This window comes from Micromonospora sp. RTGN7 (assembly GCF_033804645.1).
GTDB lineage: Bacteria > Actinomycetota > Actinomycetes > Mycobacteriales > Micromonosporaceae > Micromonospora.
In genome coordinates this window covers 401,564-423,637 of sequence record NZ_JAPZLF010000001.1, presented here as the reverse complement: position 1 = coordinate 423,637, position 22,074 = coordinate 401,564, and the positions used below count along the sequence as shown (strand labels likewise).

Genomic DNA, 22,074 nt, shown 5'->3' with positions numbered 1-22,074 from the left:
TCCGCAACGGTGACGTCACTGAGGAGGATGCGTGGCGAACGGCGGCCTGCGGACCCGGCCGGAGTTCTGGCCGGTCCTGCTACTGAGCGGTGCGCTGGTCGCGGTGCTCGGCGGTTGGGGCGCGACCAGCTACCTGGAGCGGACCCGGAGTGAGCCGCCGTGTAAGCAACGGACCGAGCTGCGGATCGCGGTAGCGCCGAGCGTCGAACCGCCCGCCCGACAGGTCGCGCGCGACCTGTCCGCCCGGGAACGCTGCCTAGACGTGGTGGTGCAGGCGCGCGAGTCCGCGGACGTGCTGCGCGACCTCACCTCTCCGGCGACCGGCGGTGCGCAGACCGGCACGGCGACGTCTCCGCCGCCCGCAGCCACGGCTACCACCGCGACTCCCACCGCACCCCCGGACGCCTGGTTGCCGGAGTCGACGCTGTGGCTGCGCCGTGCCCGCGCCGCCGGCGCGTTCCAGGTGCCGGCGGAGGGCGTCTCCGTGGCGAGCACCCCGGTCGTGCTGTCGCTCGACGAGCGGTCGAACGCGCGGCTGAGGCGCGACCGCGACCTCGGTTGGACCAGGCTGGTCGCCGCCGAACGACCACCGCTGACCGTCGTGCTGCCCGACCCGACCGCCAGCCCACTGGGCTTCGGCGCGCTGGTGGGCGTCCGGGCGCTCGCCGACTCCGCCCAACCGTCCAAGGGCGCGGCCGGGGCGGCGGCAATCATGCGTCGGCTGGCGGCCCACACGGCGCCGTTCCCCGGTACGGCCCTCGCACCCACCGGCCCCGGTGCGGCCGAATCCGCGGTCGTCAGCACCGAACATGCGGTCCTCCTGGCCGCCGCTGACAGCGGTACGCGTCAGGTCGCCGTCTACCCGCCGGAGCCCGTACCCGGCCCGGACTACCCGTACGCGATCCTCGCCTCCGGCGCGGGGCGCGAGGGTGCCGCCGCCTTCCTGCGCGGAATGCTCGCCGCCGAGGGCGCGGCGGCGTTGGCCGGTCACGGCCTGCGCACCCCGAGCGGCGGGCCACCCGCCGACATCCCCGCCGGCAGCGGAATCCGCAGCGGGGAGTACCCGCCGGCGTCCCTACCCGCCGAGGCGGACGCGACCGCGCTGATCAACGCGTGGGGCGGGGTGCACATCAGCGCCCGGATGCTCGCGGTCCTGGACGTCTCCGGATCGATGGCCGCTCAGCTGCCGGGATCGACCGAGACCCGGCTCTCCGCCATGATCAAGGCCGCCCAGGGCGGCGCGGAACTGCTCCTGGGCACCACCGAACTCGGCGTCTGGGAGTTCTCCACCGACCTCGACGGCGAGCGTGACTACCGCGAGGTGATACCGGTAGGGCCGGTCGGCCCGCGCCGTGAGGAGATCGTGAAAGCACTCGACCGGGTACGGGTCAAGCCGAACGGCGCGACCGGGCTCTACGACACCACGCTCGCCGCGTACCGCGACGCGACCCGGAACTGGACCGTCGGACGGATCAACATGGTGCTGGTCCTGACCGACGGCAAGGACGACAACGCCAGCGGGATCACCCGCGCGAAGCTGCTGGACGAGCTGGCCGGGCTGCGCGACAAGCGCCGTCCGGTGCCGATCCTGTTCATCGGCGTCGGCCCGGAGATCGACCCGGACGAGCTCAAACAGATCGCCCGGGCCACCGGCGGACGGGTCGCGCTGACCCCACGCCCCTCCGGCATCCAGCAGATCTTCTACTCCGCGCTGGCCGAGTTCAGCTGCCTGCCGCCGAAGTGCCGCCGATGACGGCCAGCACGCGGGACCGGGTTTCCGGGCTGCCCGCCGCCCGGCCGGCGGGCGCGGCCGGCCGCCCCGACGGGGTGAACCATCGCCGACGACGTCTCGCCACCTGGGCGGGCGCGCTCCTCCTCGTGGTCGTCGCCGTGCTGCAGCGCCCCGGCCGGACCACCTTCGACACCAAGCTGGACCTGGCCGTCGACCCGATCGGGTTCATGGCCCGGGCGCTGCACCTGTGGAACCCGGAGGCGGCCTCGGGGGAACTCCAACAGCAGGCGTACGGCTATCTCTTCCCGATGGGCCCGTTCTTCGCCGTCGGCGACCTGCTCGGCCTGCCCCCGTGGGTGACCCAGCGAGCCTGGAGCGCGCTCCTGCTCTGCGCCGGATACCTCGGCGTGGTGCTGCTCGCCCGGGCGCTGCGGATCGGCGCGGAGCCCGGGCGGCTGCTGGCCGGGCTCGCCTACGCGCTCGCGCCCCGGATGCTGACCGAGATCGGCCCGCTCTCCGCGGAGATGCTGCCCGTGGTCGTGCTGCCGTGGGTGCTGCTGCCATTGGTGGCGGTGCGCCGCATCGGCTCGGCCCGGCGCGCGGCGGCCCTCTCCGGGCTCGCCGTGCTCTTCATGGGCGGGATCAACGCCGCCGCCACCGTGATGGCGCTGGTGCTGCCCGCACTCTGGCTGGCGACCCGGCGCTGGGACCGGCAACTGGCCGTACTCGCCGCCTGGTGGTGCGTCTTCGTGGCGGGCGCGACCCTCTGGTGGATCGCGCCGCTGCTGCTCTTCGGGCAGTACAGCCTGCCGTTCCTGGACTACATCGAGTCGTCGGCGACGACCACCGCGGTGACCTCGCTCTTCCAGGCCGTACGCGGCACCAACCAGTGGGTCGGCTACGTCGTGCAGGGCGAACCCTGGTGGCCGGCCGGCTGGGTGCTCATCGACAACCCCGTCCTGATGGCCGCGACCGCGCTGGTCGCCCTGGTCGGCCTGGTGGGGCTCGCACTGCGTGGCCTGCCCGAGCGCCGCTTTCTCGTCTTCGGCGTGCTGACCGGGCTGACCCTGCTGACCACCGGCTACCTCGGCGCGCTGGACAGCCCGCTCGCCCCGTTCGTCCGCGACCTGCTCGACGGGCCGCTCGCGCCGCTGCGCAACGTGCACAAGTTCGAGCCGGTGCTACGGCTGCCGCTGCTGCTCGGCCTCGCCCACGCGGCCAGCCGCCTCCTCGCCCGACGCCGGGTACGGATCCCCGCGGCACCGGTCGTGGCGGCCCTGCTGCTCGTCGCGTCCGCGCCCGCGTGGTTGCTCATGCTGCGGCCGGGTCCGGGCTGGACCGACCTGCCCGCACACTGGCGGCAGGCGGCCGGCTGGCTCGCCGCACAGGATTCGCAGGCCCGCACGCTGGTCGTCCCCGGGTCCGGGTTCGCACAGCACACCTGGGGCCGGACGGTGGACGAGCCCATTCAGCCGCTGACCGGCGCCCCCTGGGCGACCCGGCACCAGATCCCGCTCGGCTCCGAGGGCAACATCCGGGTGATGGACACCGTCGAGGCGGTCCTGGCGCAGGGCCGTGGCTCACCGGCGCTCGCCGACTTCCTCGCCCGCTCCGGCTACCGCTACCTGCTGGTCCGCCACGATGTCGACCGGGCGGCCAGCGGTGCCCCGCCGATCGCGGTCATCCGGCAGGCGATCGCGGGCTCCCCGGGGCTGCGACCGGCCGCGTCGTTCGGTCCGGCGGTGGGCGTCGACGATCCGCAGCGCAGCCCCGTCGACGCGGCGGAGTCCGTACCGGCGATCGAGATCTTCGAGGTCGACCGCGTGGTGCCCACCGTGTCGGCGTCGGCCCGCGCCGACGTGCCGATGGTCAGCGGCGGACCTGAGTCGCTGCTCGGAGTGCTCGAACAGGGGCTGCTCGACCCGCGGCAGCCGGTGCTGCTGACCGGCGACGCGGAACCGGCCGACGCGGCCGGTCCGCGGATCGTCACCGACGGGCTGCGCCGGCGCGAGCTGAACGTGGGCCGGATGCGCGACAACATCAGCCACACCCTGACCGCCGACGAGGCGACCCGGCAGGGGCGGATTCGCAGCGACCTGCTCCCGTTCGACGCCGCCGGGCATCAGACCGTCGCCGCGTACCAGGGCATCCGATCGGTGGACGCGTCCAGCGGCGCCAGCTTCGCCGACTCCGTCGGCGGCACCGAGCCGTCCTACCTCCCCTTCGCCGCGCTCGACGGCGACCCGGCCACCGCCTGGCGCTCCGACCCGTTCGAACCCGCGCCGGGTCAGTGGCTGGAGGTCACCCTCGATACGCCGCGCCGGGTCACCGAGGTCACCGTGGACTTCTCCGACGACCTGCGGGCGGCGCTCCCGGTCGGGCTGGTGCGGGTCAACACCGACCAGGGCGCGGTCGACCGGGCGCTGCCCGACACTCCCGGACCGCACCGACTCGAGACGCTCCCCGGCCTGACCACGACCGTACGGGTGACGGTGCTCGCCCTCCGCGAGGGCTTCGGCGGCGGCGCGGTGGCGCTGCGCGAGCTCGGCATTGCCGGGCTGACGGCCCAGCGTGGGCTGCGCGCGCCGGCGGACCTGAGCGGGGGGCCGGCGCCGGCGTACGCGTTCAGTCGCGCCCCGCAGGAGCGCGGTGCCTGCTTCCCCGGCCCGGACGGACTCCGCTGCGACCAGTTCCTGGCCCGGTCGGGCGAGGAGCCGCTGGGTGTGGACCGGTTCTTCGCGACGCCGGTGGACGCGACGTACACGCTGCGCCTGACCGCGCGACCGCGCCCGGACGGGTCGATGCCGGTGAAGCGCCCGGTGACCGCCTCGGCGTCGTCGGTGCTCGCCGGGGACGTCGCGGTCGGCGCCGACGCGGCGGTGGACGGCGATCCGGCCACGGCATGGCTCGCGGAACCGGTCGACGACCTGCCGACGCTGCGTCTGCGGTGGGAGCAGCGTCGGAAGATCGACCGGGTACGACTGGTCGCGCCGACGACGCCGGTCTCCGCCCGACCGCGGCAGGTCGTGCTGCGCACAGCGTCCCGGTCGACCACCGCGCCGGTCGACGCGGACGGCTGGATCCGCTTCCCGGCGCTGACCACCAATCGACTGGACATCGCGGTGACCGCGTTCGACGGCACGGTGGCCGACTCGCGCGGCAACACGTGGCCGGCGCCGGTCGGCGTCGCCGAGGTCGAGGTTCCCGCGCTCGCCGACCTCCTGCGGCCGGCCGGTGCCGATACCCCGGTGGCGGTGCCGTGCGGCAACGGGCCGACGGTGACGCTCGACGGCGTCGGGTACCCGACCTCGGTCTCCGGCACCCTGGCCGACCTGCGCGCCGGCCGGTCGCTGGCGGTGACCGTGTGCGACGACTTCGCCAGCGAGGGGGTGCAACTCCCCGCGGGTGAACACCGCCTGCGCACGGTGCCGTCGACCGCGTTCGTCGTGGACTCGGCGGCGCTCGTGCCGGACGGTGCCACCCGGGCTCCGACCCGGTCGCGCGCCGTGGAGGTCGACCGGTGGAGCGCCACCGAACGGACGGTCACGATCGGCGCGGGCGAGGCGGCGCTGCTCGTCGTGACGGAGAACTCCAACGCCGGCTGGACCGCCACGCTGGGCGGCCAGCGGCTGCGGGCCGAACGGGTCGACGGATGGCAGCAGGCGTTCGAGGTGCCGGCCGGCAGCGGCGGCACCGTGACGCTGCGCTTCACCCCGGACCGGCCCTACCGGATCGGGCTGGCGGCGGGTGCTGCCGCCGTGCTCGTCGTCGGACTCGCCGCGCTCGTGCCGGCTCGGCGTCGCCGACCGGTCGAGGGCCCGGCGACGGAGCGGCCCTCGGGTACCGGCGGGTGGTGGATCGTGCTGCCGCTGATGGCGCTCACGGTCGCCCTCGGCGGCGTGGCCGCGGCCGTGCTGCTGCTCGCCGCCATGCTGGTGCGCCTGCTACGGCCGGGTGCACTGCCGGGGATTGCCTTCGTCACCGGTGCCGGCGGCATCGCGGTGGCCGTCCTGGGCCGCCTGCTGGGGCACGGACAGGAATGGGTGTACGGTGCCGCCGTGCAGGCAACGATGCTCGCGGCGGTGTGCGCCGTGGCGGCAACCGTGGTGCCGGCCGTCCGTCGCCCGCCCGAGGCCGATCCCAGGACCGACACCGAGCCGACGCCGACGCCGTCACCCGTGCCGGCGGACGAGAAGCGGCCGTCACCCGTGCCGGCGGACGAGAAGCGGTACCGGGCGACGCTCGGTCGGTCGGTCGCGCTGTTCCGCGGCTTCCTGCACGAACAGTCCGACCCCGACCGGTTCTACTCGCTGCTCGCCGAGGACTCGGTACGCCAGCTTCGGTCCTACGTGGACCTCGCCGGCGCGCGGGTCCTCGACGTGGGTGGCGGCCCCGGCTACTTCGCCACCGAGTTCCGGGCAGCCGGCGCGGATTACATCGGCCTGGACCCAGCCGTCGGTGACTTCGCCGCAGCCGGTGCCGCGGTGTCGGGGATGCTGCGGGGCAGCGGGACCGCGCTGCCCGTACGGTCCGGTGGGGTGGAGGTCTGCTATTCGTCCAATGTGCTCGAACACGTCGCCGAACCCGAGGCGATGTTGGACGAGATGGTCCGGGTGACCCGCCCCGGCGGCACCGTGTTCGTGTCGTTCACCCCGTGGCTCTCCCCGTGGGGCGGCCACGAAACCTCGCCGTGGCATTTCCTGGGTGGCGAGCGGGCCCGGCGGCGCTACCTGCGCCGAACCGGCCGAGAGCCGAAGAACCGGTTCGGGCACAGCCTGTTCCCGGTCAGCGCCGCGCGGGCGATGCGGTGGGCCAGGGCGGCCCGGCGTGCCGGCGCCATCGAGATCGTTGACGTGCTGCCCCGGTACCACCCGGGGTGGGCGCGGTGGGTGGCCCGGGTCCCGGCGCTACGGGAGACTCTCACCTGGAACTTCACCATGGTGCTCCGGAAAACGGCGGAACCCGACGATCGAGCGTAGGAAGATGCCGCGCAGGGGTCGCTTCCGGATGTAACTCGGTAGTAACCTCTGGCAGCCGGCAAGCAGTCCGCCTGCCGAACTACCCGTCCCTCAATACGTGGAGGCACTATGAGGTCTCGCGTCATCGGCGCCGCGCTGTTCGGCGTCGGTGTCCTCGCGTTGGTCTTCGCCGGCGGTCTCGCGTTCGTCGTGGCACCCCAGGTGGACCGCCTGCCGTACGACCTGGATGGCACACAGTCCGTCGCCGAGGCACCCAACGCCCGCTTCCTGCAGATCACCAACGGCAAGGCGGAGGTGAACCAGGCCACCCTGCGTTCGACCGTCACCGTCACGCCGGACACCACGGAGACCGCCAAGCTGGACGGCCCGCTCGACGGCGACGCCGTCGTCTGGCTGGTCGGGCAGGAGGTCGTCCGCACCGACACCAAGGCCCTGATCAGCGCCTACAGCACGTCGCTGGCGCTCGACCGGAAGACCGGCGCCGCCCAGCGCTGGGACAAGCAGTGGATTGACACCGGCAACGACCGGCAGAGCGTCAACTACTCGGGTCAGATCTACAAGTTCCCGTTCGGCACCGAGCAGAAGACCTACGAGATCTTCGACCGGGACATCAACACCACCCAGCCGGCACGCTTCATCAAGACCGAGCAGATCAACGGGCTGGAGACCTACCAGTTCACCCAGGAGATCCGCAACGCGACGCAGGAGTTGCCGGCCGACCGCCTGCAGCTCCTGGTGGGCCAACTGGTGCCCGGTGCCACCACCGGCAAGATCAGCTACAGCAACACCCGCACCGTGTGGGTGGAGCCGACCACCGGCCAGTTCATCAAGGTGCAGGAGACTCAGAGCAAGAAGCTCGTCGGCGACAACGGGCAGGAGACCGTCATCCTCGACGCGGTCTTCACCTACACCGACGAGACGATCGCGAAGAGCGCCGACACGGCGGGCTCCAACCGGCAACTGCTCCAGACGGTCAAGCTGTGGGGTCCGCTCGCACTCCTGGTCATCGGCCTGGTACTGGTGATCGTCGGTCTCCTCATGGCACTGCGCCGTCCCCGCGCGGCGACGGTCGGCGGCAGCGTCCCGGAGCCCCGCTCCGGCCGCCACGCCGGCACGGCTTCGGCGGGGGCCGCCGAGCCTGGACGCGACGCGCCGACGGCCGAGTTCGACCGACAGCAGAAGTCCGACAGGTAGGGCGACCAGCTCGACGCATGCGACCTGAGGTGCCCGCCCCGGGGGGGCGGCCCCCCCCGGGGGGCCGAAACCGGGGCGGCGGGGGGCCCGGCCGGGGGGGGGGGGGGGCGGCGGCGGGGTCGCCCCGGCCGCCGACGGTGGGATGCGGGGGGATCGGCCGGCTGCCGGCCGACGCCCGACCTGTCGCGGGCGCCACGCCCGTCCACCGGGTACCGGACCTCGGTGCGGGAGGACGCCGCCATGAACTCGCAGTAGGCGAGGTGATAGGCGAGGCCGGCGAAGTGCGGCACCGTCTCGTTGAACAGATATGTGAAGTGGTCGATCTCGACGCGCCCGCGCCAGTCCTGAAGGAGAAGGCCGCTGTTGCGTCGAGCGACCCCGCGCAGGATCTCGGCGGCGGCCTCGTACTCCTCCCTGGCCTGGCGGATCAGCCCGCGGTTGATCTCGGCGTTCAGCAGGTGGGGTTCCAACGCGAGCGCCCCGTTGAAGGCCGCTTCGGCCTCGTCCAGCTCGTTGAGCATGAGGTGCATGACGCCGACCATGTTGAGGAAGATGGAGTCCTCCGGGGCCAGCTCGGATGCCGTCTGGAACGCCGCGAGGGCATCCTGCGGGCGATCCGCGGCACGGAGCACATGGCCGTGGTAGGCCCACACCCGCGGTGCCGACGGATCCGACGCGACGGCCTGGGAACTCCACTCGACCGCCTCGTCGAAGTTACCGAGGACGCGGTTCAGGAATCCGGCGTAGGCGGGCCACAGGCCGAGGTCGGGGTAGTCGGCGATCTGCTTCTCGGTGAGGTCGAGGTAGCGCCGCAGCTTGGCGGTGCGGTCCGCGACCGGCCGGACGTTGCCGGGATGGTTGAGGACGAGACCCGAGGACGCGATGACGCCCCCCATGTCCTGCACCGCATCCTCCACCGACTCACCCACGAGCCGCCGGTACCGGATGTCCGGGTGGCTCCGGAAGAGTCGGACGGGGCGGTCGACCCAGATCGCGCCCACGGCCGTGAGGTTGAAGCGAAGGACGGTGTACGCGAGATGGTCGTCGGGCGCCTGCGCGAGGAGAGCGGCGATCCGGGGCCACTCGGTGGAGGGAAACTCCTCGTCCGCGTCGAGGAACAACACCCAGGGCGTCTTCACCTGCTCCAGCGCCAGGTTCCGCGCGGCGGAGTAGCCGCCGTCCATCGTCGTCTGGATGAACGTGTCGGTGTGGGCACGCGCGATGTCCTGGGAGCCGTCGCCCGACCCGGTGTCCACGACGACGATGTCGCCGCAGAAGGGAGCGGCCTGCGCGAGGCACCTCGGGAGAAACGCGGCCTCATCCCTGGCGATGAGACAGAGCGTGAGCTCCGGAATTGTGATCTTGTCCAGTTCCACCAGTTCTCCATATTCCGATCCGCCATCGCACGACGGTGTGCGGTGATCAGTGGTTGCGTGTCGGCGGCGCGACGAACGGTTCCTTGGGTCCAACCCGGCTAACCGCGCGGTGTCGCCCGTCGGACCGCCGTTGCCCACGCCCGTTCGGCCGCCAGAGCGTCGTCGTAGGTCTGCGCGAGCCCGTCATCGAGCGTGCCGCCGCCGGCGAGCGCCCGCTCCACGAGCACGCGCCACCGGTCCGCCGCGGCTGCCGCGGCGAGCTGGCAGGCCGCCGCGTCGGCGGGACCGGCTCCGGCCCGGTACAGGATCAGCCGCGCCGCGGCACCCAGGATGTGCTGGCTGTCCACGTATCCGAACTGCCGCCACGCCGAATCCGGCGCGGCCCCGGCCAGGAACTCGGCCTTTGCCCGTACCGGTTCGTCGCCGGCGAGAACCGCGTCGGCCACGTCGGCGAGCGCGGTTGCGGCGTCGCGGACCACGGCGGTGGCGGTCGTCGGCGTCGGTCCGGCCGAGACGGTCAGGACCTGCCCGACCAGGTAGGGAACGCCGTGATCCGCCCAGGCCGCGTGCGCGCGGACGAGGTGTGCGCTCGGCACGTAGGCCGTCGTGCAGATGTCACCGAAAACCTGCCGAAAGGTGACCGTCGGTTCGAACGGCACCGCGAACCGCAAGGGGGTCTCCCAGGGATCGAGCGGCGCCGGGCCACCGGTCGAGTCGACGTGGAACAGCCTGGCGTTCGTCAGCGATTCCAGATGCAGCCCGTCCAGCACGGTGAACATCTCGCGCTGCTTGCGGTAGCCGGTCACCACCGTGACATGCCCCGAGTGCTGGCCGTCGTAGTAGGCGCGGCACGACGGCAGCTCACCCATGTCCAGGGGAAGTAGCGGGACGTGGTCCTCGCGCAGGAGCCCGGCGAGGGTCTCCACCACGTTCTCGTCGCCGGAGCTGAACGTGTCGAGACGCAGTCCCAGGTGCGCCCGGAAGATGCGGTCCTGCACCGCGTCCACCTCGGCGCCCATTCCGGTGTCCCACCCCGTCGCGCTGTCGGCGCCCCGCCAGCGGTCACCGACGTCGTAGCGATCCCACCCGTGGTTGTAGTGGACCCAGAGCTGGAAGTGCACGTAGAAGGCGTCGTGTCGCTCCCTGCCCCACCGGGACGCGGCGAGCGCCCGGGGCACCCAGAAGCAGTGCAGCCCGTCCCGGTCGTACATCAGTGGCAGGTGGGAGTGGGTGAAGCCGTCCAGGTCGATCTCGTTCATGTGTCCCCCCACAGCGGCGGTCGTGTCGCACCCGCTCATCCGCTCGTCCGGCATCCGGCTCCGGTTGTCTGGCGGTCAGGTGTCCGGCGGTCAGGTGCCCTCGTCGGGGGAGGACACCTGACCGCCGTCTGCCGGGTGTGGCCCGCCCTGTTCAGGCCGGCAGGGCCGCCTCGCAGTGTTCGAGGTGCCGGCGCCGGTTCGCGTTGGTGCTGGCGAAGCTGCGCAGGTAGATGCGTCGGATGTCGTCGCGGCTCCGGGAGTCCCAGAGCCGCTCGTGGTGCTGGTAGCCCTCGATCCGCAGGGAGAACTTCGTCGGTCCGTCGAGGACGAAGTCGGCGAGCGGCTGCCGGAAGTTGGCGTCCTTCCACGCGACCAGGTCGTAACCGGACTCGAGGATCACGGTTTCGGGCACGGGCTCGTGCAGCGGGATGAAGGACTGGACCTGCAACTGGGTGATCACGTCCAGTTGCGCCAGGAACGCCTCCGACGGCTCCTCGCCGGACAGGTCGCGGTGGAGCCGCAGCCCGCTCTGCGCGAACTCGCGGACGACCTCGGCGAACCGGCCCTCGGTGAACAGGTCACTGAAGACCGCGTACTGGTAGCGCATCGCCCCGAACTGGTTGTCGGTGACCTGCTCCGGCTGGCGCTCGGCCAGGTCGCGGATGAGCTCGGCGACCTCCTCGCGGGTGTCGCGCATCATCGCCCGGTGGCCGGTGAGGAACCGGCCGGCGAACTCGGCCAGGGTCGGGCACTGCTCGGGATCGGCCAGCATCGAGCGGATCACCGACGTCGCCCGGACACCGTTGGTCTCGAAGAAGAAGACCAGTTCCCGCAGCCAGCCGTAGAACAGGGCGAAGTTGAAGAAGAAGATGAACTTGAAGAACCCGAGGTACTCCTGCTCCGGGATCGTCGAGGTCGCGACCACGAGTTCGTCCATCTCGAAGGTCTGCACGGTGTCGTACGCGGAGTAACCGTTCTCGGAGAGGGCGAAGCGGGTCTTGAGGCCGAACTTCTCGCGGTACTCCGCGAAGGCCATCTCGGCCTGGTCGAGGATGTTGAGCGCGTAGATGACGACGTTGTCGAAGCGGTAGTCGAGCACCTTGTCCAGGGAGTTCGTGAAGGACGCGATCGTCTCCCCGGGAAGTCCGAAGATCAGCTCGGTGGAGAGCACCAGGCCGTGCTCCCGCGCGAAGGCCGCGGCCTCCTCGATCGCGGTGTCCTTGACGTTGACCCGCTTGATGTTCTTCAGGACCTGCTTGTCCAGCGACTGGAAGCTGATGTTGAGCGGGATCAGGTCCTGCATGAGCAGGGTCACCTGCTTGACGTTCCTGGTCAGATGCTTGTCGGTGTAGACCTGCACCACGGAAGGGTAGGAGAACCTGTCCTTGACCTTCCGGATGTGCTCGGCGATCTCGACGTCGCGGGGGAGGATCCCGAAGTTCTCGTCGGCGATGCGCAGCAGAGGGTTCGACGTCCGCGCCTGGATGTAGTCGATTTCCTCCTTGACGCGCTCCACATCGAACGCCCGCAACTTGGACCACCAGTCGTGACCCGCCACGCAGAACGTGCACCGGTACGGGCAACCCCGCGACGTCTGGAGCAGCGGGATGTACTCGGGATTCGTCAGGAAGCCGTCACAGAGGCCGGTCAGGTACGGCGACGGAATCTCCTCCAGGACCCCCACCCGGTCCAGCGGGTCACCCTGGAGGATCAGCCCCTCATCGGTCAGCGAGTAGCAGCCGCCCACCACCGTCCCCCTGACGTCGCTGGGGTTCGCCACGCTCAGGCAGGCTTCGACGAGGTTGGCGAGCGGATGCTCACCCTCGCGGGAGATGTAGAAGTCGGCGGCCCGGTTCCTCCGCAGACCGGCCTCCGCGATGGGTTTCTCCGTGGGGATGTTCGGCCCGGCCACCGCGATGACGACTCCGGGATGCCGCTGCTTCACGACGCCGACCACCGCGTTGGTCAGCGCGGTGTTCCACGAGTAGTTGCCGAACGCGAAGATGTCGGGCACCTGCTCGTTCAGCGCCTTATCGATCTCCTGCGTGGTGGCGAGTTGCCGAATCTGGATGGCGTCGCCGAACCGCGCTCGCAGATACGAGTGCACGTAGGTCATCCCGAGTGGAACTGTCACGCGCAGGTTCTTCCCGGTCGTGCTGTGCAGGTGTGCCAGGAAGACGACGAGCGGTCGGCTCATCGTGGCTACCCGGGCGCCACGCCCGAGGGTGCGAGCACTGAGGCTCTCGACAGGAATGAAGTTTTGTCCGGGCTGCTCGTCGATGACCATCATGTTGTGCCTGCCCTCTCGGCATGATTGACCGTCGACTCGTACGCCGGCACATGCGGCGCCCGAGACGGTCGCTCGATTAGGAATGAAGGACCAGAGTGCGCCGCCGTGGACCGGCGTGAGCGTCGACGGTGTTCCGCCGGACAGCGTCGGCCCATCGTGGTGCGAAGCGCACGACGACCGTCGCTACGCCGGGTGCGACGACGTGGGGTGAGGAGATGCGACACCGAGCGTTCCACCCGGATCGAGCCCTCATCGGAAGCACCCCGGTGCTACCGAGTCGCAACCGGCTGCACTCGGGCCGGCGACGGGACTCAGGAGGAGGTTGATCAGGGGATACCTACACGCCTCTTCCTTCCTGTGGAACGCCGGTCGGCGTAGCGATCTTGCTGAGGCGGGTTCGACGCTACGCGATCTATGGTCCGGGCACGACCCGTCGCGGGCCCCGAATTCGCCGAGGTGGGGTATCCAGGTAGGGGGTCATGACGGTGTGAGATGCCGCCGTCGCGAACGGTGCAGCGAGGGCGGACGGGCCGGGCGTCGCACGGCTGATCGGTGACCGCCTCGTGACCTTCGGCGGTCCGGCCCGGGGGTGGGGGCCGTGTCAGGATGTGGCGGTGTCGTATCCCCCTCACCCGTCGTACCCGCCTATGCCCAGCGCCGTCACGCCGCTGATCGCCTACCCCCACCCGATCCCGGCGCCCCCGGGCTACGCGGTGCTGGCGGTCTCGGTGAACCGCGGGCCGTACCTCGTGCCCGCCCCGACCTCCAGCAGGTTCAAGGTCGACAGGCAGGCGGTGCCGATTCCCGGCGAGGGCACCTGGTATGTGGCCGTCCCGGCCGGGCCGCACGACATCCGCTACACCGACATCTTCGGCATCCCCATCATGACCACCGCGCTCGTCGCCCACCCCGGGGCCCTGCACCACCTGTCGTTCCGCTTCGGCGGCTGGCGCAACCGCGTCTACGACGGGCACGGCACCGACGTGACGAAGTTCGGCCTGTGGTCGAACTACAGCATCCTGCTCGTCATGCTGGGCGTGCTCGGAGTGTTCTGCTGCGGTGGCTTCGCGCTGATCGCCATGCTCCCCACCTCGCCCTGACCGGGTTCGTCCGGGTCAGCGCCCGACGACGTCGCGGGAGTCCACGTCGGCACCGACCGACCGCAGGTGGCCCAGCACCTGCGCCCAGGAACGCGCCAGGGTCGTCTCGTGATACGGGATGCGGTGCTCGGCGCAGAAGCGCCGCACCAGTGGCTGGGCGCGGCGCAGGTGGGGCCGCGGCATGCTCGGGAACAGGTGGTGTTCGATCTGGTAGTTGAGGCCGCCGAGCACCCAGTCGATGAACGGGTTGCCGCGCACGTTGCGGGAGGTGATGACCTGCCGCCGCAGGTAGTCGAGCTGGTCGTCGGCGGCGAGGATCGGCATCCCCTTGTGGTTGGGGGCGAACGACGCCCCCAGGTAGAGGCCGAGCAGGCCCTGGTTGACGAGCACGAACGCGACGGCCTGACCCGGGCTCAGGACGAGCAGCACCGCACCGAGGTACCCGCAGGCGTGCATGATCAGCAACGCCGCCTCGGCGCGGCGCTGCCTGACCCGGCCCGGTCGGACGACCGCCCGGACGCTGCTGACGTGCAGGTGCAGGCCCTCAAGAAGGAGTAGCGGAAAGAAGAGGTACGCCTGGTGGCGGACCATCAGCGCGGCGAGTCCCCGCTGCTGACGCGCCTGGCTGGGGGTGAACGACAGCGGCCTCACCGTGATGTCCGGGTCGTGGCCCTCGCTGTTCGGGTGGGCGTGGTGCCGGTTGTGCTTGTCCACCCACCACCCGAAACTGATGCCGACCAGAAGGTTGCCGTGGACGAGACCGACCAGGTCGCTGGCGCGGCGGGAGCGGAAGATCTGACGGTGGCCGGCGTCGTGGCCGATGAACCCGGCCTGTGCGAAGATCACCGCCAGGACCGCCGCGACGCCCAGTTGCCACCACGACTCGCCGAGCAGTGCGAACAGCGTCCACGCCCCGACGTAGCAGCCGGCGAGGACGCCGATGCGCGCCACGTAGTACCCGGGTCGCCGCTCCAGAAGACCCGCCGCGCGGACGAGGCGGGACAGGTCGGCGTACTGGCTGCCGCGCTGACGCCCGGTCTGCACGCTCGCATCGCTCATGGGTTCCTCCCTCGCCTCCGGCGTCGGCATCTCGCGCCCGCGCCGGCTGCGCGGGAAGGCCCCGATCGGCCGGCCCGTCGACGGTGCCGTCACGATGAGTCCTCCTGCCGGGATCCGGTCCTGACCGTTGGTGCCGGCTCGCCCTCAGTGTCGGTCATGCCCCACATCACGGGGGCCAGATGCGAGTTTTCGCCTTTGCGCCGGCAATGACGTCGATCAGGAGTACGCCCCGGCGTGTGGGGGTGACCGCCACCGTCGATCTTGTCTCGGCCCGTCCGCTCCGTCCGCCGCACCGGGGCGGGCACCGGGTGGGGCGGGCCCGCGACGTGCGCCGACCCGCCCCACGGTTCGATCTGCGGTCGGTCAGCCCTTGCGCCACTTCTGGTTCGCGGTGCCCGCGCAGTCCCAGAGGTGGAGCCGCGCGCCGTCGCCGCTGTTCCACTCCTTGATGTCCAGGCACTTGTTGGCCTGGAGGTTGACCAGTTCACCGGCCGCGTTCAGGGTGAACTGCTGCGCGCCACTGCCGTTGCAGGTGTAGAGCTGGACCACCGCGCCGTTTCCGGTCGCTCCGCCGTCCACGTCCATGCACTTGTTGTTCTGGCTCTGCAGGGCGTTGCCGGTGAACGTCCACTTCTGGGCGCTGGTGCCGTTGCAGGTCCACATCTGCAGTGGGGCGCGGTCGACGAAGTTGGCGCTCGGCACGTCGATGCACTTGTTGTTCCAGTTGCTCAGCACCGCGGTCCCCGACCCGCCGCCGCCCGTGCCGAACGGGCTCAGGATCAGACCGGCCGCGCGGGGGTCGCCGTCGTGGACCAGGGACTCGAAGGCACCGACGTCGTCGAAGGCAAAGGCGTACGCCTTCCCGTCGCTCATGTTGGCGTGGATGATCCGACCGTAGTGGTTCGCCGGGTTGTTCCGGTAGAACTCGGCGGCGTTCGTGCTGGGCTGCGTGTCGATGGTGCCGAGCGTGCCCCGGTTGAGTGCCGCGCAGAGCGTGCGGGAGATCGGGCCGACCACCTGGTCGTTGGGTGCGGGCAGGTCGCCGTCGCAGCCCCAGACGCTCGCCGAGGAGGGCCGGTTGAAGGAGGCGACCGCCTGGCCGGCGCTGTTGGTGAAGGTCATGACGTTGCCCGACGTCCGCCCGAAGTACCGGATGTTCGGCTGGTCGGCGAAGGGCACCACGGTCAGCGTTCTGGTCGTGTACGCGTTCCACGCCGAGGCGATGTAGGAATCCAGGTAGGTGGTGCTGAACAGGCCGGCGCCGGCCGCCTTGCCCGGCGACAGCGCGCGCAGCACGGTCCCGTCGGAGCGGGTCTGTACGGTGTTCGCCCAGCCGGCCTGCGAGCGGATGCCGTCGATGATGGTGTTGCGGCCGTTGTTGACGACGTCACCGGTCCGCTTGGTGACGCCGTTGGCGCCGGTGACGGTGACCGCGTGCGGCACCGCGAACATGTCGACCTGGGAACTGTTCAGCCACAGCCCGTCGTCGTTGTAGGTGAACTCGCTCCAGTCGAACAGGATGTTGTGGTTGGGGTCGCCGGCCACCCATGGCGCGGGTTGCACGAACCCGTCGGGGGTGATGAAGAGCTTGAGCTTCTCGCCGAACGAGAAGTAGACGCGGCCGGAGAAGCCGCGCGGGAAGCGGATCGTCGTGTTGCCGCCGTTGCCGGGGCCGGGGATCGACACGTCCGGTGCGGGCGACGGCGGGATCTGCCCGCCGGTCCAGGGGATGAACGTGCCGGCCTGGTTGACGTAGCCGAGGCGGCCGCTGGAGAGCTGGATGCCGATCACGTACAGGTGGACGGCGTCACCGCGGCCGGTGCTGTTGGTGACCGTGACGGGCAGCAGCGCGGGGCCGATGGCCTGGGCGGGGGAGGCGACGAGCGTCACCGGGACGGCGGCGATCAGGGCGGTGATGGCGGAGAGCAGCTTTCTTCGGAAACCCACGAGGACTCCTCAAGGACAGGGGGAACGGCCAGAGAGAGCGCTCTCTCAGAATCCGACTGCTAACAATGTTTGTCAATGTGATGGCCGTTCACGTCACGCCCGCCCTCCCGCCGGGGCCCTGCGCTCCGCTGTTCGTACCCCGGGGTAGATTCCGCGCATGGTGGCGGACCGCGAAGCTGGGCAGCTGCTGTCGTCGGGCCTTGACCGGGCCGGGCCGGCGCCGGCGGGGCAGTTCGACCGATGCCGGCATCGCCGCGACGATCCGACCTGGATCGAGGCGGCCTGGCCGCTGGCGCGCACCCTGGTCATCGACGCACCCGGCGGTGGCCGGGTCCTGGTGCGGGAGGGCCCCGACGCCGGTCCGGCCGAGGTGCGGCTGGCGCTGATCGGATCAGCCGGGGCGCCCGCCGGGGAGCGGTTGTTCCTCGGCGTCCTCCCCGACGGGGTTCCCGTCTTCGCGGTGCTCGCGCCACTGCCGGCCATGCCCGCCGCGCGCCCCCGGAGCATCCGGGAGATCGGGCACCGCCTGCCGGCGGCCGAGGCGGAGCTGCTCAACCTGGCGATGGCCCTGGCCAACTGGCACGCAGCCAGCCCCTACTCACCGGTCACCGGGGCACCGACGACCGGCACCCTGGGCGGGTGGGCCAGGACCGGGCCGGGCGACGACCTGCTGCGGCCACGGACCGATCCGGCGGTCATCGTCCTGGCGCACGACGGGGTGGCCGGCCCGGACGGGCGCTGCCTGCTCGTGCACCGGGCATCGGGCGCGCTCATCGACGGCCGGCAGCAGTTCTCCTGCGTCGCCGGGTTCGTCGAGGCAGGGGAGAGTCCGGAGCGGGCCGCCGTGCGGGAGGTCGCCGAGGAGGCCGGGGTCACGTTGCGCTCACCCAGCTACCGCGGCAGCCAGCCATGGCCGTTCCCGGGCTGCCTGATGCTCGCCTTCGAGGGGCTGGCCGATCCCCGGGAACCGGTGCGCATCGACCCGGTCGAGATCGCCGCCGCGGGCTGGTTCACCCGCCGGCAGTTGACCGCAGCCTTCGCCGGCGCCCCGGTGGAGAGCGGCCACGGAACGGCACTTGCACTCCCGCCGCCGGTGTCGCTGGCCTGGTCGCTGCTCAGGCAGTGGGCGCACTGACCGCCGCCGCCCGGTCGTCGCTCAGGCAGTGACCGCGCCGGCCGTCGCCAGGTCGCTGCTCAGGCAGTGGGCCCGCCGGCCGCCGTTTGGTCAGTCGACGTCGAAGTCGTGCACGGTCCGCTGCCGGTAGGTCTCACCCGGGTCGAGCCGCACCGAGGGGAAGTCGGGCCGGTTGGGGGCGTCCGGCCAGGCCCCCGCCTCCAGACACAGGCCGCCCCGTCGGGCGGAGAACCCGTCGGCCGAGTAGACGCCCAGGCCGGGCTGGTCGGTCACCACCCGCATCCGCCGCCCACTGGACGGATCGGCCAGTTCCGCCGCCCACGCCGGGTCGTCCAGGACGAAGAAGTTGTCCAGGGCCGCGTCGCCGATGGTCCGGGGCACCCGGTAGTCCAGGTCGCCGCCGCCGATGTCGACCGGCGGCCCGGCCACCGGCAGCAGGTCGGCGTCGAACGCCACGGACCGTCCGGCGTTGACGGCCAGCCGATGACCGTCCACCACCCCGCCGCCGGCGAGGTTCCAGTACGCGTGATTGGTCAGGCCGATGATCGTCGGCGCGGTCGTGGTGGCCCGGTAGTCGAAGGTGAGCCGGCCGGATCGGTGCAGCCGGTACGCCACCTCCACCGTCACCTCCCCGGGATATCCCTGGTCCCCGTCGGCGGAGACCAGCCGCAGCACCACGCCGACCTCGTCCGAGGTCCCCTCGACCCGGGCGGTGAAGACCCGGCGGTCGTAGCCGGTGGAGCCACCGTGCACGTGGTGTCGCCCGTCGTTGCGGTCCAGGTCGTACCGGACGCCGTCGAGGTCGAAGCGGGCCTCCCGGACGCCCCGGCAGTACCGGCCGACCGTCGACCCGACGTACGGGTTCCGCGCGCGGTCCAGGTAGCTCTCCAGGTCGGGCAGCCGTCGCACGACGTTGCCGAGGAGCCCCGCCCGATCCGGGACGAGCACCTCGACCAGCGTGGCGCCGTAGGTCCAGACCGTGACCGCCGGCCCATCCCCGGTGGACAACGTGTACGACTCCACGGGGCTGCTCGCCCCGGTGGCGTCCTCCCCGGTGTGACCGACCAACTCCTGGTGGACATCCATGCGGCCGAAGATAGTCTTAATCTTGGTGGCCGGTGAGGGCAGGGGGACGCATGCAGGTGCACGGTGACGCGGTCCGGTTCGGCGTCCACTCGGGACAGCAGTACCACTCCTTCGCCGAACTGCTCGACCTCTGGCAGCGCGCGGAGTCGCTCGGTTACGACTGGGCCTCGCTCTTCGACCACTACCGGCCGCCGCTGGGGGGCCCGGCCGGGCCGTGCTTCGACGGGCTGAGCCTGCTGGCCGCGCTCGCGGCCCGAACCACCCGGATCCGCTGCGCGATGCTGGTCTCCGCGGTGACCTGGCGGCACCCGGCCATCGCGGCGAACATCGCCGCCACGATCGACCACATCTCCGGCGGGCGGTTGGAGTTCGGCGTCGGTGCCGCCGGCGCCGACCTGGCGTACGAGCAGTACGGCATCCCGTTCCCGTCCGCCGGCGCCCGCCTGGACCTGCTCGACGACGCGTGCCGGGTGCTGCGCGGGCTCTGGGAGCAGCCCTCGACCACGTTCACCGGCCGGCAGGTCCGGCTGACCGAGGCCCACCTGGAACCCAAGCCGCTCCAGGCCCGCATCCCGCTCATCGTCGGCGGCGAGGGCGAGCGGCGGATGCTGCGGATCGTGGCGGAGCACGCGGACATCTGGAACACCCTCGCCGGTGACCCGGCCGGCTACGCGCACAAGCTCGACGTGCTGGGCCGGCACTGCGCGGCGGTCGGCCGGGACCCGGCGACGGTGCGCAAGTCGGTCACCTTCCGGGTCGCGTTGGCCGACGACCCGGCGCAGGCACGGGAGCGGTTCGCGGCGACCGCCCAGCGGCTGGGTGCGGACTCGCCCGTCCTGCGCGAGTACCTCACCGTGGGCACGCCGGAGGACTGCGTCCGCGACCTGCGGCCGTATCTGGAGCTGGGGGTCCGCGACTTCGTGCTGGGGGCCCGCCCGCCGGTCGACTGGCGCTCCGTCGAGCTCTTCGCCGAGCGGGTGGCGCCGGTGCTGCGCCAGGGGTAGCCGGCCCGTCCGGTGGGCACGGGTCAGCGGCGGTCGCTCTGGAAGAGGGCGCGGCCCAACGCCTCCGCCGTCGCGGCGGCCAGGTAGCTGGCGAAGCCGTGGTAGACCAGCGGGGAGAACTCCTCCCGGACGTCCCCGGGCACGGGCAGCACCGCCGCGGCGTGCGCGGTGATCGCCTCGTCGTCGGGTCGGGCCACCGCGACGACCCGGCGGCCCAGCTTGTGCGCCCGTTGCGCCACCTCGGCGGCGCGGTCGTGGCCGCGCCCCGGCGGCGCCACCACGAACAGCGGGGCGTCGACCGGATAGGCGAACCGTTCGACGTGGCACCACTCCTCGACGTCCTGACCGGCGGCGCCGATCCCGGCCGCCTCGACGAGCTTGGCTGCGGCGTAGAGCGCGGTGCCGTAGCTGGGGCCGCTGCCGAGCAGCATGGTGCCCTCGGCGGTGGCGCACCACCCGGCGACCCGGCGGCACTCCGCCCGGCTGGCCGACAACGTCTCGTCGATGAGCACACCGAGCGAGGCGATCTCGTCGACGTGGCCGTCACCCTCGGGAGACCCGCCCAGCCGGACGGCGAGCAGCAGCAGCGCCAGCAGGTTGGCCTGGTAGGTGCGGATGCCGGGGGAGCGTTCCCGGTCGGCCACGTCGACCACGACCGCCTGCTCGGCGGCGGTGGTGACCCGGCTTCCCTGGGTGCCGGTGACGGCCAGGGTGGCCGCGCCCCGCTGCCGGGCCTGCTCGAGGGACCGGACCACCAGGGGCGTGTTGCCGGAGGCCGAGACGCCGACCACCAGGGTCTGCCCCGGATCGTCCCCGGCCGGTGTGGTGCCCCCGTAGGCCAGGAAGCGCAGCGTGCTCAGCGGGGTGCAGCGCACCCCACCGAGGGTGCGGAACGCCAGCTCGGCGGCCTGGCCCGCGTGGTGGGAGTCCCCGCTGCCCACCAGGATGACCTCCCGGACCGTCCGGCCCCGGCGTGCCGCGAGCAGCTCCCGGATCCGCTCGTCCGTGTCAGCGGTCAGCCTGCGCAGGTCGCCGCTGAGGCTCTCGACCTGGCGCACCATCACGTCGGGCGGGATCGGTTCCACGGGCTCCTCCTCGTCGGGGGTCAGGACCGCACGGACCGGACGGCGGCGACGTACTCCCGTACCCGCTCGACGTCGATCTCACCACCCCAGCCGTCGCGTTCCAGGCAGGTGCCCACGAACGCGCCGTCGGCGGCGGCGAGCAGCCGCGCGGCGTTGTCGTGGTTCGTGTGGCCGCCGAGGATCACCGGCAGGCCCGGGGCGGACCGGCGTACCTGACCGATGAGCTCCAGCGTCCGGTCGTCGTCGGGATGGCAGACGGAGACCGCGTCCGCACCGGCGCCCCGGGCGGCGCGGGCGACCTCCCCGGTCGACTTCTCCCCGCCGAACCAGGAGTAGTGCATGGTGTCGATGTCGGCGATGACGCCGATGTCCCAGGCGTCGAGGCCGCGCCGGTACGCCATCACGTCGTGCGGGTCGGGGCGCACCATCCCGTGCGCGGTCAGCGTCATGCCCACCAGGGCGTTGGCCCGGATGAAGGAGCCGCCGGCGACCTTCGCCACCGCGAGGGACGCCTTGAGCGCGTTGCGCATGAGCTGCACCCCGATCTGGAAATCGGGGCGGACGGCCTGCCGCACCGCGTTCACCACCAGCCCCATCGCGACCGTCCGGGCTGGATCGGCGGAGTCCTCGACGCTGTAGACCCGGTCGACGGTCTGCACGAGACAGCCGTCCGCGCCGCCCGCGTCCAGCGCCCGGGCCGAGCGCACGGCAGTGTCCAGTGTCGCCGCGAACGAGCCCTCGGTGAAGAACGGGGTGCCCGGCAGCGGCGACAGGTGGATCATGCCGAGGACGAGTTTCTGGCCCTCGGTGATCGAGTACGGCACAGTG

13 protein-coding genes and 1 pseudogene are annotated in these 22,074 nt (G+C 71.9%); 6 read left to right on the top strand and 8 right to left on the bottom strand.

What is annotated here, in order from left to right; genetic code table 11:
* Positions 1-31 precede the first annotated feature (31 nt).
* The 3 genes from SNR22_RS01790 to SNR22_RS01780 all read left to right on the top strand — a co-directional run bounded on the left by SNR22_RS01790 (position 32) and on the right by SNR22_RS01780 (position 7,905).
* Complete coding sequence (locus SNR22_RS01790) at positions 32-1,753, top strand: substrate-binding domain-containing protein (protein WP_320064525.1); 1,722 nt, start codon at positions 32-34, stop codon at positions 1,751-1,753.
* Entirely contained in the window at positions 1,750-6,711 is a 4,962-nt protein-coding gene (locus SNR22_RS01785; protein ID WP_320064524.1) for an alpha-(1->3)-arabinofuranosyltransferase family protein, read from the top strand. The genes SNR22_RS01790 and SNR22_RS01785 overlap by 4 nt, the downstream gene beginning before the upstream one ends.
* A gap of 108 nt (positions 6,712-6,819) precedes the next feature.
* Entirely contained in the window at positions 6,820-7,905 is a 1,086-nt protein-coding gene (locus tag SNR22_RS01780) for a DUF3068 domain-containing protein (RefSeq protein WP_320064523.1), read from the top strand.
* A 479-nt stretch (positions 7,906-8,384) separates the two neighbouring features.
* Here SNR22_RS01780 and SNR22_RS01775 read toward each other — a convergent pair.
* The 3 genes and pseudogenes from SNR22_RS01775 to SNR22_RS01765 form a co-directional block, all read right to left on the bottom strand.
* Positions 8,385-9,281: pseudogene (locus SNR22_RS01775) on the bottom strand (glycosyltransferase); the annotation flags it as partial.
* A 98-nt stretch (positions 9,282-9,379) separates the two neighbouring features.
* On the bottom strand, positions 9,380-10,540 hold the full coding sequence (locus SNR22_RS01770) for a BtrH N-terminal domain-containing protein (RefSeq protein ID WP_320064522.1): 1,161 nt from the start codon (positions 10,538-10,540) through the stop codon (positions 9,380-9,382).
* A gap of 151 nt (positions 10,541-10,691) precedes the next feature.
* A complete protein-coding gene (locus SNR22_RS01765) occupies positions 10,692-12,737 on the bottom strand; it encodes a B12-binding domain-containing radical SAM protein (RefSeq protein WP_320064521.1) in 2,046 nt (681 codons plus the stop codon).
* A 707-nt stretch (positions 12,738-13,444) separates the two neighbouring features.
* On the opposite strand from SNR22_RS01765, the gene SNR22_RS01760 reads away from it, so the two are divergent.
* Complete coding sequence (locus SNR22_RS01760; RefSeq protein WP_320064519.1) at positions 13,445-13,930, top strand: hypothetical protein; 486 nt, start codon at positions 13,445-13,447, stop codon at positions 13,928-13,930.
* 15 nt (positions 13,931-13,945) lie between these two features.
* Here SNR22_RS01760 and SNR22_RS01755 read toward each other — a convergent pair whose 3' ends face one another.
* Together SNR22_RS01755 and SNR22_RS01750 are read right to left on the bottom strand one after the other, a co-directional pair.
* Positions 13,946-14,989, bottom strand: a complete 1,044-nt coding sequence (locus SNR22_RS01755) for an acyl-CoA desaturase (RefSeq protein ID WP_320064518.1) — start codon at positions 14,987-14,989, stop codon at positions 13,946-13,948.
* 363 nt (positions 14,990-15,352) lie between these two features.
* Positions 15,353-16,936: a beta-1,3-glucanase family protein gene (locus SNR22_RS01750; protein WP_320064516.1), complete on the bottom strand. Its 1,584-nt coding sequence runs from the start codon at positions 16,934-16,936 to the stop codon at positions 15,353-15,355.
* 157 nt (positions 16,937-17,093) lie between these two features.
* On the opposite strand from SNR22_RS01750, the gene SNR22_RS01745 reads away from it, so the two are divergent.
* Complete coding sequence (locus SNR22_RS01745) at positions 17,094-18,071, top strand: NAD(+) diphosphatase (protein WP_320064514.1); 978 nt, start codon at positions 17,094-17,096, stop codon at positions 18,069-18,071.
* A gap of 90 nt (positions 18,072-18,161) precedes the next feature.
* Here the strand turns inward: SNR22_RS01745 and SNR22_RS01740 are convergent, their stop codons facing one another.
* A complete protein-coding gene (locus tag SNR22_RS01740) occupies positions 18,162-19,157 on the bottom strand; it encodes an aldose epimerase family protein (RefSeq protein ID WP_320064512.1) in 996 nt (331 codons plus the stop codon).
* Between the two features lie 50 nt (positions 19,158-19,207).
* Between SNR22_RS01740 and SNR22_RS01735 the strand changes: the two genes are divergently transcribed.
* Positions 19,208-20,161: an LLM class flavin-dependent oxidoreductase gene (locus SNR22_RS01735; protein WP_320064511.1), complete on the top strand. Its 954-nt coding sequence runs from the start codon at positions 19,208-19,210 to the stop codon at positions 20,159-20,161.
* Positions 20,162-20,184: 23 nt separating this feature from the next.
* Here the strand turns inward: SNR22_RS01735 and SNR22_RS01730 are convergent, their stop codons facing one another.
* Positions 20,185-21,246 (bottom strand): SIS domain-containing protein, encoded by a 1,062-nt coding sequence (locus SNR22_RS01730; protein WP_320064509.1) that lies wholly within the window; start codon positions 21,244-21,246, stop codon positions 20,185-20,187.
* A gap of 20 nt (positions 21,247-21,266) precedes the next feature.
* Positions 21,267-22,070, bottom strand: a complete 804-nt coding sequence (locus SNR22_RS01725) for a BtpA/SgcQ family protein (RefSeq protein WP_320064508.1) — start codon at positions 22,068-22,070, stop codon at positions 21,267-21,269.
* Positions 22,071-22,074: the final 4 nt, after the last annotated feature.